Origin of the sequence: Pseudomonas onubensis, from assembly GCF_965653655.1 — a bacterium.
Lineage (GTDB): Bacteria > Pseudomonadota > Gammaproteobacteria > Pseudomonadales > Pseudomonadaceae > Aquipseudomonas.
Genome location: NZ_CBFHAZ010000036.1, coordinates 21,842 through 35,407, shown reverse-complemented (window position 1 = coordinate 35,407; position 13,566 = coordinate 21,842). Strand labels below are relative to the sequence as shown.

General features: G+C 60.0%; 12 protein-coding genes. 8 read left to right on the top strand and 4 right to left on the bottom strand.

Annotated elements, in window-relative coordinates:
- Nucleotides 1-7: 7 nt before the first annotated feature.
- From ACTD9P_RS14340 to ACTD9P_RS14330, 3 genes are all read left to right on the top strand, one after another.
- Complete coding sequence (locus ACTD9P_RS14340) at nucleotides 8-886, top strand: endonuclease/exonuclease/phosphatase family protein (protein ID WP_438868168.1); 879 nt, start codon at nucleotides 8-10, stop codon at nucleotides 884-886.
- Nucleotides 883-2,952 carry a GGDEF domain-containing protein gene (locus tag ACTD9P_RS14335; protein WP_438868167.1) on the top strand — a complete coding sequence of 690 codons (2,070 nt, stop codon included), beginning with the start codon at nucleotides 883-885 and terminating at the stop codon, nucleotides 2,950-2,952. The genes ACTD9P_RS14340 and ACTD9P_RS14335 overlap by 4 nt, the downstream gene beginning before the upstream one ends.
- Nucleotides 2,953-3,040: 88 nt before the next feature.
- On the top strand, nucleotides 3,041-3,817 hold the full coding sequence (locus ACTD9P_RS14330) for an N-acetylmuramoyl-L-alanine amidase (RefSeq protein WP_438868166.1): 777 nt from the start codon (nucleotides 3,041-3,043) through the stop codon (nucleotides 3,815-3,817).
- Nucleotides 3,818-3,968: 151 nt separating this feature from the next.
- Here the strand turns inward: ACTD9P_RS14330 and ACTD9P_RS14325 are convergent, their stop codons facing one another.
- Together ACTD9P_RS14325 and algB are read right to left on the bottom strand one after the other, a co-directional pair.
- Nucleotides 3,969-5,756: an ATP-binding protein gene (locus tag ACTD9P_RS14325; RefSeq protein WP_438868165.1), complete on the bottom strand. Its 1,788-nt coding sequence runs from the start codon at nucleotides 5,754-5,756 to the stop codon at nucleotides 3,969-3,971.
- Nucleotides 5,757-5,766: 10 nt separating this feature from the next.
- Nucleotides 5,767-7,113 carry a sigma-54-dependent response regulator transcription factor AlgB gene (gene algB / locus ACTD9P_RS14320; protein WP_056861018.1) on the bottom strand — a complete coding sequence of 449 codons (1,347 nt, stop codon included), beginning with the start codon at nucleotides 7,111-7,113 and terminating at the stop codon, nucleotides 5,767-5,769.
- A 378-nt stretch (nucleotides 7,114-7,491) separates the two neighbouring features.
- Here algB and ACTD9P_RS14315 point away from each other — a divergent pair, with 378 nt between their 5' ends.
- The 5 genes from ACTD9P_RS14315 to ACTD9P_RS14295 all read left to right on the top strand — a co-directional run bounded on the left by ACTD9P_RS14315 (nucleotide 7,492) and on the right by ACTD9P_RS14295 (nucleotide 11,884).
- Nucleotides 7,492-7,782, top strand: coding sequence for a hypothetical protein (locus tag ACTD9P_RS14315; protein WP_438868164.1), 291 nt, complete (start codon nucleotides 7,492-7,494; stop codon nucleotides 7,780-7,782).
- A 78-nt stretch (nucleotides 7,783-7,860) separates the two neighbouring features.
- Entirely contained in the window at nucleotides 7,861-8,025 is a 165-nt protein-coding gene (locus tag ACTD9P_RS14310) for a DUF1328 domain-containing protein (RefSeq protein ID WP_003170804.1), read from the top strand.
- A 2-nt stretch (nucleotides 8,026-8,027) separates the two neighbouring features.
- Entirely contained in the window at nucleotides 8,028-8,495 is a 468-nt protein-coding gene (locus tag ACTD9P_RS14305; RefSeq protein ID WP_438868163.1) for an inhibitor of vertebrate lysozyme family protein, read from the top strand.
- Between the two features lie 729 nt (nucleotides 8,496-9,224).
- Nucleotides 9,225-10,556 carry a glutamate/aspartate:proton symporter GltP gene (gltP, locus tag ACTD9P_RS14300; RefSeq protein ID WP_438868162.1) on the top strand — a complete coding sequence of 444 codons (1,332 nt, stop codon included), beginning with the start codon at nucleotides 9,225-9,227 and terminating at the stop codon, nucleotides 10,554-10,556.
- Nucleotides 10,557-10,654: 98 nt separating this feature from the next.
- Complete coding sequence (locus ACTD9P_RS14295) at nucleotides 10,655-11,884, top strand: nucleoside recognition domain-containing protein (RefSeq protein ID WP_438868160.1); 1,230 nt, start codon at nucleotides 10,655-10,657, stop codon at nucleotides 11,882-11,884.
- 86 nt (nucleotides 11,885-11,970) lie between these two features.
- Here ACTD9P_RS14295 and ACTD9P_RS14290 read toward each other — a convergent pair whose 3' ends face one another.
- Complete coding sequence (locus tag ACTD9P_RS14290; protein WP_438868158.1) at nucleotides 11,971-12,630, bottom strand: ABC-type transport auxiliary lipoprotein family protein; 660 nt, start codon at nucleotides 12,628-12,630, stop codon at nucleotides 11,971-11,973.
- Complete coding sequence (locus tag ACTD9P_RS14285) at nucleotides 12,627-13,565, bottom strand: MlaD family protein (RefSeq protein WP_017139077.1); 939 nt, start codon at nucleotides 13,563-13,565, stop codon at nucleotides 12,627-12,629. Before ACTD9P_RS14285 ends, ACTD9P_RS14290 begins: the two co-directional genes overlap by 4 nt.
- Between the last annotated feature and the right edge of the window lies 1 nt (nucleotide 13,566).

The following is a 13,566-nucleotide window of genomic DNA, read 5'->3' as shown; positions in this document are numbered from 1 at the left end:
GGCCATCATGCGCGGCTGGGGTACTGAACGTAGCGTTGGCCTGCATGAACCGCGGGTCAACGAACACCACCTGGAGTCCACGGGCTTGCCGGCAGACAGCCGTCTGCGGCTGCTCAGCTTCAATATTCAGGTGGGCAACAGTACCGAGAAGTATCGGCACTACCTCACCCGCGGCTGGCAGCATCTGCTGCCGCACAAAGGGCGTACCGGTAATCTGCAGAAAATCGGCGACCTGCTCAACGACTTCGATCTGGTCGCCTTGCAGGAAGCCGATGGCGGCAGCATGCGCTCCGGTTACATCAACCAAGTGGAGCACCTCGCCCATCTCGGTGCTTTCCCTTATTGGTATCAGCAACTCAACCGCAACCTCGGGCGCCTGGCGCAGCACAGCAATGGCGTGCTCAGCCGCTTGAAACCAACAGCCATCGAAGATCATCCGTTGCCCGGCCCCAAAGGTCGTGGAGCTATCCTCGTGCGTTTCGGCGAAGGCCCGGAAGCCTTGGTGGTGGTGATGATGCACTTGGCGCTCGGAGGGCGTACACGCAACCTCCAGTTGGCCTACGTGCGTGATCTGATCAGCAACTACAAGCACCAGGTACTGATGGGTGACATGAACACCCATGCCACCGACCTGTTGCAGAATTCCCCGTTGCGTGACCTCGGGTTACTGGCGCCGCAAGTCGAAGCCACGTTCCCCAGCTGGCGCCCGCAACGCTGTCTCGACCATATCCTGCTAAGCCCGAGCCTCACGCTGGAAAGCGTGCAGGTGCTGGCGCAGCCCATCTCCGATCACCTGCCGGTCGCGGTAGAGATTCGTCTGCCGGGTTCGCTCACGGCTGATGCATTACCCGCGTTGAGCCCAGGCACCAGTGGCCCACTTGCATGAGCGACGACGCCCAGCGCTGGAAAGAGAAATACCTTAAAAGCGTTGAGCAGCAAGACAAGCTCGAACGCCGCTGGGCTGCCCGTCTCGACCTGCTGCGCCGCGGGCTGGTGCGCAGCACGCTGGCGGCGGAAGGCACCGACCGTGCGGTTGACCAATGCATGAAGGAAATGCGCGATGTGGTGCGCACCGACGACATGGACGCTGCCCTCGCCGCCTTGCTGCCACGCCTGGAAAAGGCCGTGCTCGACTCGGAGCAGCGCCGCGAAACGCGGGTGGACCAGATCAGCACCGCGCTGACGGCCTTGGTTGCGCAGCTGCAGAAACTGCCTCTGCCGCGTGAAGTCGCCCGTCCGCTGAAAACCTTCGCCAAGCAGCTTGATGGCCGAGTCGGCCAAGCGCGTGAGATCCCGCTGCTGCTCAGCGAATTGAGCAGCCTGCAAGGGCAAGCACTGAATAACCTGGAGCCGGAAGGCGAAGCCGCGCGTCCTGGGCCAGGCCTGCTGCAACGCCTGTTTGGTACGAAGGATGTATCGAATGAGGCGCCGGTGGTTGAATCCGCCCCGCTCTCTGCACCGCAACCGGTGGCGCCGAAACCGGCTGCTGCCAAAGCCGTGCCCGAACCGCTAGAGCCCGCGCAATCCGAAGAGCTGACCCAAGCCTTGCGCGCTTTTGCGCCCTTGCCGGTAACGCCGGCTGCCGTTCAGCCTGAACCGGCTGAGCCGGTCAAAGTGGCTGAAGTCGCTGGCGAGACTTTTGTCTTCGAGGCACCGGCGCTGGAGCAAGTCCCTGCCGGGCCTACAGAAGTCTCTGAACTCGAGATACCTGAGCCGCCGGTAGAGGAAGCAGCGCCCGAAAGCGCCCTTGCTGCATTTATCGAAGAACAGCAGGTTGAGGTCGACACGCCAGATCAAACGGTCATCGGCAGCCTGTCGCTTCCGCCCGTGCTGGAAACCTGCGAGCCCGACCCCGATGCGCTGCAACCGGACGGCACCTATGCTCTGCCCGACTCCCCCGAGCCGTCCTACAGTTCTGTCGCCAAGCATATTGAAGACACCTTGCTCGGCCTGTTGGAAGACTTGTCCTTGCCGGAACGCCACCGGCCGCAGGCCGAAGCCATGCGCGAGCGCCTGGCCCATGGATTGAACTGGTACGAATTGCTGCCAATCCTCGATGACCTGGCGGTGCTGATGCTGGCGATTACCGACAGCGGCCAGCATGAGTTCGAGGCCTACCTCAAGCAGCTCAATGAACGCCTCGAAGCCTTCCAGGGCCATCTGCAGGTGGCCAGTGATGGCCATGCCGACAATCGCTCGGCCGCGCGGGAGCTGGATACGCAGATCCGTGAGCAGGTCGACGGCCTGCAAAGCAGCGTGCAGGAAGCGGCTGACCTGGACAGCCTCAAACACGTGCTGGAAAGCCACCTTGAAGGCCTGCTCGGCACCATGGACGAGCACCAGCAACAGCGTGACCAGCGCGAGCAGGAAGTCGCGGCGCGGCTCAAAGGCCTGGCCGAGCGGGTGGCGAACATGGAGCACGAAGCGCAAGGTTATCGCGAGCACCTTGAAGTACAGCGTCAGAAGGCCCTGATCGATCCCCTCACCGGCCTGCCCAACCGTGCGGCCTGGAGCGAGCGCCTGGACCATGAAGTGAATAGCTGGCATCAGCGCGGTAACAGCTTGTCCCTGGCGATGCTCGATCTCGACCACTTCAAGCGCATCAACGATGGCTACGGCCACTTGGCGGGCGACAAGGTGCTGAAGATCATCGCCAATGTGTTGCGCAAGCGCCTGCGCCCCAGCGATTTTATCGCGCGATTTGGGGGGGAAGAGTTTGTATTGTTGATGCCGGATTCAGCCCTGGCAGATGCCCTGGACGTAGGCGAGGTGCTGCGAGCGGCCATCGAAGCGTGCCCGTTCCACTTCAAGGGCGAGCCGGTGACCATCACGGTGTCCATGGGCGTGGCGCAGTTCCAGCCGGGAGAGCGCAGCGACCTGGCACTCAAGCGTGCCGATGAGGCGTTGTACCGGGCCAAGGCAGCTGGACGCAACCGGGTGCAGGCGGCGTAAAAGATGTTCCATTTTGTGATTTGACCGTCGAGCCCCGAACCATCCGTTACACTGTTGCATTATCGTCTTCTGCGTACTGTCTTCTGCCATGAAATCCTTTTGCATTGCCTTTATGTTTCTCCTGCTCGCCGGCTGCGCCAGCGGCCCGCGCCTGAACACCAGCCACCCTTCGTCGAACCACGACAACCGCGTGCAGTTCGTCGTTGTCCATTACACCTCCGCCAGCCTTGAGCGCTCCCTGGCGCTGCTCACGCATGGCCAGGTCAGCAGCCATTACCTTATCGGCGACGACGCCTCAGGCACTATCTACAAGCTGGTGGACGAGAGCCAGCGTGCCTGGCACGCCGGTGAAAGCGAGTGGGCGGGCCGCACCTGGCTCAACTCCAGCTCCATTGGCATCGAGATCGTGAACCCAGGTTATACCGACGCGCCGACCGGCCGCCTCTGGTACCCGTACTCCGAGGCCCAGGTGCAGTCGTTGGTGGTGTTGCTCAAGGACATCAGCAAGCGCAACGGCATCGATCCCAAGAACATCATCGGCCACAGCGACATTGCGCCATTGCGGAAGCTTGACCCAGGCCCGTTGTTCCCGTGGAAGCGCCTGGCGGCTGAAGGTTTGGGCGTATGGCCGGATGCACAGGCAGTGGCTCGGTTCCAGCAACAGTATGCCGTTAGCCTGCCGAGTATTACGTGGTTCCAGGAAGAACTGGCGCGCCTGGGCTACCAGACGCCGCAGACGGGTGAGCTGGATGTGGCCACGCGACATGTGATCGCTGCATTCCAGATGCACTTCCGGCCATCACGGTTCGACGGCACGCCGGATGCTGAAAGTGCTGCGATCCTGAGCGCGTTGAACCGCCGCTAAAGGTGTAACCCCATTCAAATGTGGGAGCGGGCTTGCTCGCGAAAGCGGTGGATCAGCTGCCATATATGTTGGCTGAAAGACCGCATTCGCGAGCAAGCCCGCTCCCACAATTTGTTCGGCGTACATCAGTGACATCATCGTAGCTGTCGGGCTACAACGGCAACGCCATATAGAACTGCGTACCCTGCCCCGGCCGTGAATACACGCCCATGCGGCCGCCGTGCAGCTGTACGATTTCCTTGCACAACGCCAGCCCCAGGCCGGCGCCGCCCTTCTTGCGGCCTACTTGTACGAAAGGTTCGAAAATGCGCCCCTGTTGGCCATAAGCAATACCCTCGCCGTTATCTTCGACGCTGATAATCACCCGCTCGCCGTGGCGGCGCGCCTGCAGGCGAATCTGGCCGCCATCGGCGGTATGTCGCAATGCATTGCCTAGAAGGTTATCGAGTACACGCTCGAGCTGAACCTGGTCGGCGTACAGCCTGGGCAAATCGGATTGGGCTTCCACCAGCAGTTCAATGTGTTGTGCGTTCGCCAGCTCCGTGAACCGGGCTCGTGCGTGCTCCAGCAGGTCGGTGACATCACACGGCCCGAGGGTAAGTTTTTGCAGGCCGTTCTGGTAGCGTGAGAAGTTGAGCAAATCGTTGATCAGCTGCATCAGGCGCTGCATTTCTTCGTTGACCGTATCCAGCAGGTCAGCCTCACGGGACTCGGCAGGAAACTTCGCCCGTTCGCGAAACAGCCCGAAGGCCATGTGCATGCCCGTTACCGGCGTGCGTAATTCGTGGGAGGCGCGCAATACGAACTCGCTGCGCACACGTTCGAACGCGCGTTGTTCGGTGACGTCATGCAGCACCATCACCGCACCTAGAATATGCCCTTGGGTATGGCTGACCGGCGTCAGGCTGTAGGTCAACAGGCGCAGTTCGCCTTCGACTTCCACTTCCAGATCGTCCGGCGCGCGCTCCAGGTTGCCGCCGCGCAGCACCAGTTGCAGCTGCTCATCCATTTCAGGGCGGCCCAAGGCTTCCCCCAGGCCTTGGCCGAGACGTTCCTCGTCCCAGCCCAGTTGGCGCTGCGCCACGGGGTTGAGGTGTTCCAGGCGGCCTTGGCGGTCGATCATCAGCAAGCCGTCGTCGATGCTGTCGAGCACCGCCTGCAGGCGTTGCTGGCCGGCGAGCAACTCATCGATATTGGTCGCCTGATGCTGGCGCAATGCTTCGGCCATGATGCCGAAACGACGGGTCAGTTGATTCATTTCTGCCGCCGATGAGATCGGCAGCGTCACTTCGAAATCGCCTTGCCCGATCTTGTCGGCAGCTTTGGCCAAGGCTTCAATCGGTCCGCCAAAGCGCCGGGCGATGCCATGGGCGGTGACGAAGCCGATGATCAATACCGCCAAGCCGACCAGCCCCAGCAAACCGGCGATCAACAGGGCGCGATTGCGCGACTTGTGCTCGCTGTCGTTGATATTTTCCAGGGCTTGTTTGTGCTCGGCGATCAAACCATTGCGCAATGTATTGAAGGTTTCGGTGAGCTTTTCGCTTTTATTGTTGGCCAGTGAGTTTCGTTGAGTCTCGTCAAACGCTTTGAGGAAGTTCAGGTAGTCGACGCGCGCCTGGCTGAAGCCACTGGTTCTGCCGTCCTGCTGTTCATGGGCGATGCCTTGGTCCAGCAGGGCAAAATAGTTTTGCTTGGACGTCTGCAGGGCAGCGGGGTCGGGCTGCTCCTCCAGCATCAGGATCAACTGGTCGCCCAAGGTCTGACGCAGCTTGAGGCCCAGGTCCAGGGTGATGAAGTTGCTGCGGATCGCCGACTCCTGGCTCTTGGCCATTTGCATGACGCTGACCAGTCCCAGGACCAGTCCCAACAGGGCGACGGTGATCAGCGCTGAGATACTCAGGAACAACCGAGTGCGCAGTTTCATCGCAAGCTTCATAAGGTGCAGCTCACAGGTTGTACTGTTTACGTTTGCGGTACAGGGTCGACGCGTCGATACCCAGCGTGCGGGCCGCTTGATCCAAGGTGTCGCTGGTAGCGAGAACGGCGCCGATATGGGCTTTCTCCAGCTCGTCCAGGCTCAGGGCTGCGCCGATACGCGGGGCATTGTTGGTCGGCTGTTCGGCCATCCCGAGGTGGCTGATTTCAACCTTTTCCTGCGGGCAAATGATGCTGGCCCGCTCCACCACGTTACGCAGTTCGCGGATATTGCCCGGCCAGCGGTAGTTAAGCAGCGCTTCACGGGCGGCATCGCTGAAGCCACGCGCCGGCCGGGCGTATTCCTTGACGAAGCGCGCCAGGAAACGGTCGGCCAGGGTCAAAATGTCTTCACTGCGCTCGCGCAGCGGCGGCAAGTGCAGGGTGATGACATTGAGGCGGTAGAGCAAGTCTTCGCGGAAGCGGCCGTCGCGCACCATGTCTTCCAGGTTCAGGTTGGTGGCCGCCAGGATGCGCACATCGGCGCGTCGAGTGACCGGGTCGCCTACACGTTCGTATTCTTTGTCTTGAATGAAGCGCAGCAGTTTGGGCTGCAACGTCAGGGGAAAGTCGCCGATCTCGTCGAGAAACAGCGTGCCGCCATCGGCTTGGTTAACCCGGCCCAACGTGCTCTCACTGGCGCCGGTGAAGGCGCCACGGCTATGGCCGAACAGTTCGCTTTCCATCAGTTCCGCCGTCAGCGACGGGCAGTTGATGGTCACGCAGGATTTTTTCGAGCGCTTGCTCCAGCCATGAATGGCGCGGGCCAACTCACCTTTACCGGTGCCGGACTCGCCCAGGATCAAGATGTTGGCATCGGTGCCTGCTACTTGGCGTGCGGTTTCCAGCACTACCATCATCGCCGGGCTGTGGGAGTCGAGGCCGTCCTTGGGCTGGCGTACTGCGCCTTCCAGTGCTTCCAGGCGCGCGGACAGCTGGCGCACCTCCAACTGTTTGGCGGTGGCCAGGCGCAGTTGGTCGGGGCTGCATGGCTTGACCAGGTAATCGGCGGCGCCTGCCTGGATAGCGTCAACGGCGGTGTCCACGGCCGAATGCGCGGTCACAATCACCACGCGCATCCATGGCGCCTGGATGCGCATCTGGGCCAGCACATCCAGGCCGTTGTCTTCGCCCAGGCGCAGGTCCAGGAAGCACAGGTCGAAGACCTGGCGCTGCATCAGCGCATCGGCTTGGGCGGCGCTGTTGGCGGTGGCTACGGTGTAGCCTTCATCTTCCAGGCAGTAACGGAAGGTGCGGAGGATTGCGGATTCGTCATCCACTAAAAGAATGCGGCCTTGAAGTTCCTTGGCTGATTCCATCTGTCCCGCGCTCCTTAACTATAAATGATGGTGTTTAGTCCCGGATTAATCGGGCAAGTTGCATGGTTTATTCTGATTCATAAAAGGCATCTTCGCGCAGGTATCTTCACGTTCTCCTACAAAGACGCCGATTGATGGCGTTTTCATGCCTCCTTGCCACTTCGGCAGCGCCAGCAGCGGTTTCGATCCGTTGACCCGACCACTGACCATCGTGCATTTCGCACGGCCTGCAAAGGGGCATCGTGCAGGATGCTGTTCGATACTGTCTTGGTGTATCTATAACATATTGATTTTATTGAGTTTTATTTTGTAAAAAAACTGGCATGCACTCTGCAATAGCTCTCCCAACGAATAATCAGAATGCGGGAGAAATGCAGCATGACTCGCCAAAGCCTCAGCCAACTACGTGTATCGCCACTGCGTTTGCAGCAAGGTCTGTTTGCCAGCCTGGCGTTGATGGTCACGTTGATTGCCGGCCAGCAGATGCAGCATTGGCAGCAAAGTCAGCAGCAAACCCCGCAATTCGAACGTCCTGCCATGATGCAGACGCATTTCCGTTCCGTTAGCGGCGCTAGCGTGACCTCCGATGTAACCGCCCCGCAATTGAGAGTGGCAGACCAGGATTCAACCCTGGGTGAATTGCCAACCCAAGAGCGTTGGGTGTTCTAAGCAAGAAAAGGTCGCTCGAGTTGAGCGGCTGCACGGCACTACCGCTGTTACCCCTATAGAAGCGTAAGGAGAATCACCATGTTGAGTTGGGCAATCACATTTCTGATCATCGCCATTGTGGCTGCAGTCTTGGGCTTCGGTGGTATCGCGGGCACCGCCACGGGTATCGCAAAAATTCTGTTTGTGGTCTTCCTGGTGATGTTCATCGCTTCGTTCTTCTTTGGTCGTCGCGGCCGAGGCTGAATATGACCATTTTGTCCTTTAAAGCCATGGCTGCCGCCCTGCTCTTGGGCGGCAGCGGCGTGGTGATGGCCGCCAATGACGGCCAATCCCGAGCCAACGAATTGCTCAGTGCGGACAAGCAGTACCGCGAAACCTGGCAAAGCGTGGTGAAGAAAGAACAGCGCCTGCCGGAATGGGTGATGAACCTGTCCGGTACGGCCGATCAAATGAATGCCGTGGAAGAAGATGGCGACAAGTACTTGGTGGGGCCGCTCTGTGAAACTGCAGATACGTGCCTGAACAAGCGCCTGATCGTGGCCTTCAGCCTCGACAAGGAAGATGCCTACGCCATGTTGGTGGAAGTCCCGGCCGGTTTGCCGGCGGACAAGTCCCCGACGCGGCACGCCGATTACCGTTTTATCGGTAAGCCGAACGAAGGCATGCAAAAGCTGCTGATGGAGCAGCTGAAGAAAGATCCGAATTGGTACTAGGTTCCGTCTGACGCGTCTGTCGTCTGCGGAGCCAGCGTCCATAGAAAGAAGCCCTTCGCTTCTTTCTGTCTGCATCGCCCGCCAAGGGTGATGCATGACCAGGGGGCCGGGTTGCTCTGATCAATCGAGATCGGCGTGACCTACGGGTACAGGGAGTGCCTGCGCAAGGGCCGGGTCAGGTGAAAAGCTGCGACGCAAGTTCACAAGCCCTCACGCTTGCTGAACTTGCGACGGGCTTATCACTCTGATGCTCCGCGTCTTATACCGCTCATAGCCGATAATCTCTCTTTTGCGCATTCCCAACCATTACTTGGTGTTTCGTGGCGACCATCTATCGAGAAAATTTTGGCTCTGCCATAGGACATTTCTGACGCCAGGTCAGTGAATTCCCAGGCATTTTCGCCAACCTATATAAGTCGTCCAACATCTCTGAGCGAGCCGGTATTGGCCGGTTAACGGCATATTCACGGGCTTTAATGGCGGATTTGAACTGACCGTTCGGACAGTTAATTTCAAAAAAAGTCATGCCGATTCGGCATAGGGTAGGCGTTTACGGCATTAGACGTCGAACCCTTGCATGGGAATAGTTGCGCCTTTTTTCGCCTGCCAGTAAGCCATTTCGGCCATGCTGCGGTGACCTTCCATGGAGGCAGATGCACACACTTTTTCGCTTCCGAGCGTTGCAGATGGCGCATTTGCCTTAAGTCCACTTGAAGTAAGGGTAATGACATGAAGAAGGCAAAGCTAAGCCTCGCCTGGCAGATCCTCATCGGTTTGGTACTGGGGATCGCAATCGGTGCAATGCTCAACCATTTCAGTGCTGAAAAAGCCTGGTGGATCAGCAATGTATTGCAGCCGGCAGGCGATATCTTTATCCGCCTGATCAAGATGATCGTGATCCCGATTGTGATTTCCTCGCTGATTGTCGGCATTGCCGGCGTAGGTGATGCGAAAAAACTCGGTCGAATCGGCGTCAAAACCATCCTTTACTTCGAAGTAGTCACCACCATCGCCATTGTGGTCGGCCTGTTGCTTGCCAACCTGTTCCACCCGGGCGCCGGCATCGACATGAGTACCCTGGGTACCGTCGACATTTCCAAGTACACCGCCACCGCCGCCGAAGTGCAGCATGAGCATGCGTTCATCGAAACCATCCTCAACCTGATCCCGTCGAACATTTTCGCCGCCGTTGCCCGTGGCGACATGCTGCCGATCATCTTCTTCTCGGTGTTGTTCGGCCTGGGCTTGTCGAGCCTCAAGCCTGAGCTGCGCGAGCCGCTGGTGACCATGTTCCAGGGCGTGTCCGAGAGCATGTTCAAAGTGACCCACATGATCATGAAGTACGCCCCAATCGGTGTATTTGCCCTGATCGCGGTAACGGTCGCCAACTTCGGCTTTGCTTCCTTGCTGCCGCTGGCCAAGCTGGTGATCCTGGTTTACGTCGCCATCCTGTTCTTCGCCTTTGCGGTACTGGGCCTGATCGCCCGCCTGTTCGGCTTCTCGATTCTCAAGCTGATGCGCATCTTCAAGGATGAACTGGTGCTGGCCTACTCCACCGCCAGCTCCGAAACCGTGTTGCCGCGTGTGATCGAGAAGATGGAAGCCTACGGTGCGCCGAAGGCTATCTGCAGCTTTGTGGTGCCAACCGGTTACTCGTTCAACCTCGACGGTTCGACCCTGTACCAGAGCATCGCGGCCATCTTTATCGCCCAGCTGTATGGCATCGACCTGTCGATTGGCCAGCAACTGATGCTGGTACTGACCCTGATGGTCACCTCCAAAGGTATCGCCGGCGTGCCGGGCGTATCCTTCGTGGTGCTGCTGGCCACCCTGGGCAGCGTGGGTATTCCGCTGGAAGGCCTGGCCTTCATCGCTGGTGTCGACCGTGTGATGGACATGGCGCGTACCGCGCTCAATGTGATCGGCAACGCCCTGGCGGTTCTGGTCATCTCCCGTTGGGAAGGCATGTACGACGATGCCAAGGGCGAGCGCTACTGGAACTCGCTGCCACACTGGCGCAGCAAAGAAGCCGCGCCGACCGCGCAAGCTACCCGCGGCTGATAGCACGACTGCTCTGACACAAACCCCGGAAAATTCCGGGGTTTGTCGTTTCTGCCAGCCCCGCTATCATTCGCCCCATCTTTCGGGGGATTCAACTGATGCTCAATGGCCTGTGGCTTGGCTTCTTTGTCGTGGCAATGGTGTCAGCACTGGCGCAATGGCTGGTTGGCGGTAATGCCGGGATTTTTGCGGCGATGGTCGAAAGCATTTTCGCCATGGCTAAACTGTCGGTCGACGTGATGGTGCTGCTGTTCGGCACCCTGACCTTATGGCTGGGCTTTTTGCGCATCGCCGAAAAAGCCGGCATCGTCGATTGGCTGGCCAAGGCGCTCGGCCCGTTGTTTCGCCGTTTGATGCCGGAAGTGCCGGCCGGCCACCCCGCTATCGGCTTGATCACCCTCAACTTCGCCGCCAACGGCCTGGGCCTGGACAACGCCGCCACGCCTATCGGCCTCAAGGCCATGAAGGCGTTGCAGGAACTCAACCCCATCCCCAATACCGCGAGCAACGCGCAGATTCTGTTTCTGGTGCTCAACGCGTCCTCGCTGACGCTGTTGCCGGTGACGATCTTCATGTACCGCGCCCAGCAAGGCGCCGCCGACCCGACGCTGGTGTTCCTGCCGATCCTGCTGGCCACCAGCGCCTCTACCCTGGTGGGCCTGTTGTCGGTGGCTGTCATGCAGCGCTTGCGCTTGTGGGACCCGGTGGTGCTGGCCTACCTGATTCCCGGTGCGTTGATGTTGGGCGGCTTTATGGCGTTGCTGGCGACATTGTCGGCTACGGCGCTGGCGGGCTTGTCATCGATACTCGGCAACCTGACGCTGTTTGGCTTGATCATGTTGTTCCTGGTGATCGGGGCGCTACGCAAGGTCAAGGTGTATGAGGCCTTTGTCGAAGGCGCCAAAGAAGGTTTCGATGTTGCCAAGAACCTGCTGCCGTATCTGGTGGCGATGCTCTGCGCGGTGGGCGTATTGCGCGCTTCCGGGGCGTTGGACTTCGGCCTGGAAGGGATCCGCCATGTGGTGGCCTGGACGGGTATGGACACGCGCTTTGTCGACGCGTTGCCGACGGCGATGGTCAAGCCGTTCTCCGGCAGCGCGGCGCGGGCGCTGTTGATCGAGACCATGCAGGCCAAGGGCGTGGACAGCTTCCCGGCGTTGGTCGCGGCGACGATCCAGGGCAGTACCGAGACCACCTTTTATGTACTGGCGGTGTACTTTGGTTCGGTGGGCATCCAGCGGGCTCGGCATGCGGTTGGGTGCGCGTTGCTGGCGGAGTTTTCCGGCGTAGTGGCGGCTATTGCGGTGTGCTACTGGTTCTTTGGTTAAGGCGTAGTTACCTGTGGCGAGGGAGCTCGCTCCCGCTGGGTCGCGAAGCGGCCCCAACAGGGTTTGGCAGGTGTGTCAGTGAAAACTCATTGGCGGGTTTTGGGGCTGCTGCGCAGCCCAGCGGGAGCAAGCTCCCTCGCCACAAGTGCAGTGTTTCCCTGCTGCACCACCCAATCCACCACTTGCTTGTTCAACCGATCCCCCGCCTGCCCAAACGCGGCCACTACCGCTGGCACTTTTGTATCGCCGACCGGCTGCTTCACCTCAAACCGCCGACTGGCAATAATCCGCTGATCACTGCCTCGCACCAGCCGCGCATCCAGGCGAATCACCACTGCCAACGCACTGCCGTGGTACTCACTCTGAAACGCCTGCAATTGCCCGCCCAGCTCGTAGTCGGCCTGCAGGTTGGTCTCGTCGGTACTCAGCAATGTCACCCGCCCATCGCGCTGGAAGCCGTCCATAAACCGATTGCGCAGCAACACCGGGGTTGGGTCGCTCCAGCGTGAGTTCGCGTAGCTGCTGATCAGGTCGCCGTTAGGCACCACGGCAATGCGCGGGCTGTCGAGGAATTCGCTGCTCTGCGGCTTGGACACCCGCAGCGACCAGCTCACCGGCGCGCCTTGGGTGCTGGTTTGCGCCGACGCCAGGCGGTACACGTCAGACGGATCGGGCTTGGGCAGGATCGAGCAGGCGCTGATCAGCACCAAGGCCAGCGGGGCGATTACTTGGTAAGCACGCTTCATGGCGTGAACTCCTTGTTCTTGTCGCTGCCCAGCAAGTAACCGCTGGGGTTGGCTTCGAGGCGGCGGGAGATGGCGCGCAGCGAACCGAGGGTTTCGCGCAGTTCGCGCACGGCCGGCGCCAGTTCATTGAGGCCCTGCATGCCGCTGTTCACCGAGTCTTTGTTGTTGGTGAGCAAGGTGTTGATGGTCGTGGTGCTTTGCTCCAGCGACTTCATGGCCTGCTCGGCGCTGCCGAAGGCTTGCTTGCCTTGGTCGTTGAGCAAGCCGTTGGCATTGCGCATCAACGTGGTGGTTTGTTCCAGCGCGGCGCTGGCCTGTTTGCTCACCTGCATCAACTGTTGCATCACCACCTTGATATCACCGCGCTGGTCGGCGATGGCACCGGTGGTTTGTTGCAGGTTGTCCAGGGTGTTGCTCAGGCGCTCGACGTTCTCCCGCGAGAACATGTGGTTGGCGTTGTGCAGCAGCAGGTTGATACTGGTCATCAGGTCGTTGCTGTTATTGAGCAGGCGCGCGATGGGGGACGGCGAGGCGATGATTTCCGGCAGGTTGCCGTCCTTGCCCTTGAGCTCCGGGCTTTGTGGCGTGCCGCCGCTAAGCTGGATGATCGAGGTGCCGGTGATGCCGGTCAGTGCCAGCTTGGCCTGGGTGTCTTCCTTGATCGGCGTCTGCCCGGCCAAGCGGATGCGTGCGAGTACGCGGCGCGGGTCTTTCGGGTCCAGGCGCAGGCTGGTGACATCGCCCACCTTGATCCCGCTGTATTGCACCGAACTGCCCTGGGACAAGCCGCTGACCGCCTCGTTGAACACCACCTCGTATTCCTGAAAGGCGCTGTCAACGCTGGACTTGGCCAGCCACAGGCCGAACAGCATTGCGCCGACCACCACGATCACGCTGAACAGACCGATCATCACATGATGGGCTCGGGTTTCCATG

Excerpts from the sequence above, each read along its gene's own strand:
- ACTD9P_RS14305 (WP_438868163.1), top strand. The coding sequence starts at position 8,028 with ATGACCATTTTGTCCTTTAAAGCCATGGCTGCCGCCCTGCTCTTGGGC.
- ACTD9P_RS14315 (WP_438868164.1), top strand. The coding sequence starts at position 7,492 with ATGACTCGCCAAAGCCTCAGCCAACTACGTGTATCGCCACTGCGTTTG.
- ACTD9P_RS14285 (WP_017139077.1), bottom strand. The coding sequence starts at position 13,565 with ATGGAAACCCGAGCCCATCATGTGATGATCGGTCTGTTCAGCGTGATC.
- ACTD9P_RS14330 (WP_438868166.1), top strand. The coding sequence starts at position 3,041 with ATGAAATCCTTTTGCATTGCCTTTATGTTTCTCCTGCTCGCCGGCTGC.
- ACTD9P_RS14325 (WP_438868165.1), bottom strand. The coding sequence starts at position 5,756 with ATGAAGCTTGCGATGAAACTGCGCACTCGGTTGTTCCTGAGTATCTCA.
- ACTD9P_RS14295 (WP_438868160.1), top strand. The coding sequence starts at position 10,655 with ATGCTCAATGGCCTGTGGCTTGGCTTCTTTGTCGTGGCAATGGTGTCA.
- algB (WP_056861018.1), bottom strand. The coding sequence starts at position 7,113 with ATGGAATCAGCCAAGGAACTTCAAGGCCGCATTCTTTTAGTGGATGAC.
- ACTD9P_RS14335 (WP_438868167.1), top strand. The coding sequence starts at position 883 with ATGAGCGACGACGCCCAGCGCTGGAAAGAGAAATACCTTAAAAGCGTT.
- ACTD9P_RS14340 (WP_438868168.1), top strand. The coding sequence starts at position 8 with ATGCGCGGCTGGGGTACTGAACGTAGCGTTGGCCTGCATGAACCGCGG.
- ACTD9P_RS14290 (WP_438868158.1), bottom strand. The coding sequence starts at position 12,630 with ATGAAGCGTGCTTACCAAGTAATCGCCCCGCTGGCCTTGGTGCTGATC.
- gltP (WP_438868162.1), top strand. The coding sequence starts at position 9,225 with ATGAAGAAGGCAAAGCTAAGCCTCGCCTGGCAGATCCTCATCGGTTTG.
- ACTD9P_RS14310 (WP_003170804.1), top strand. The coding sequence starts at position 7,861 with ATGTTGAGTTGGGCAATCACATTTCTGATCATCGCCATTGTGGCTGCA.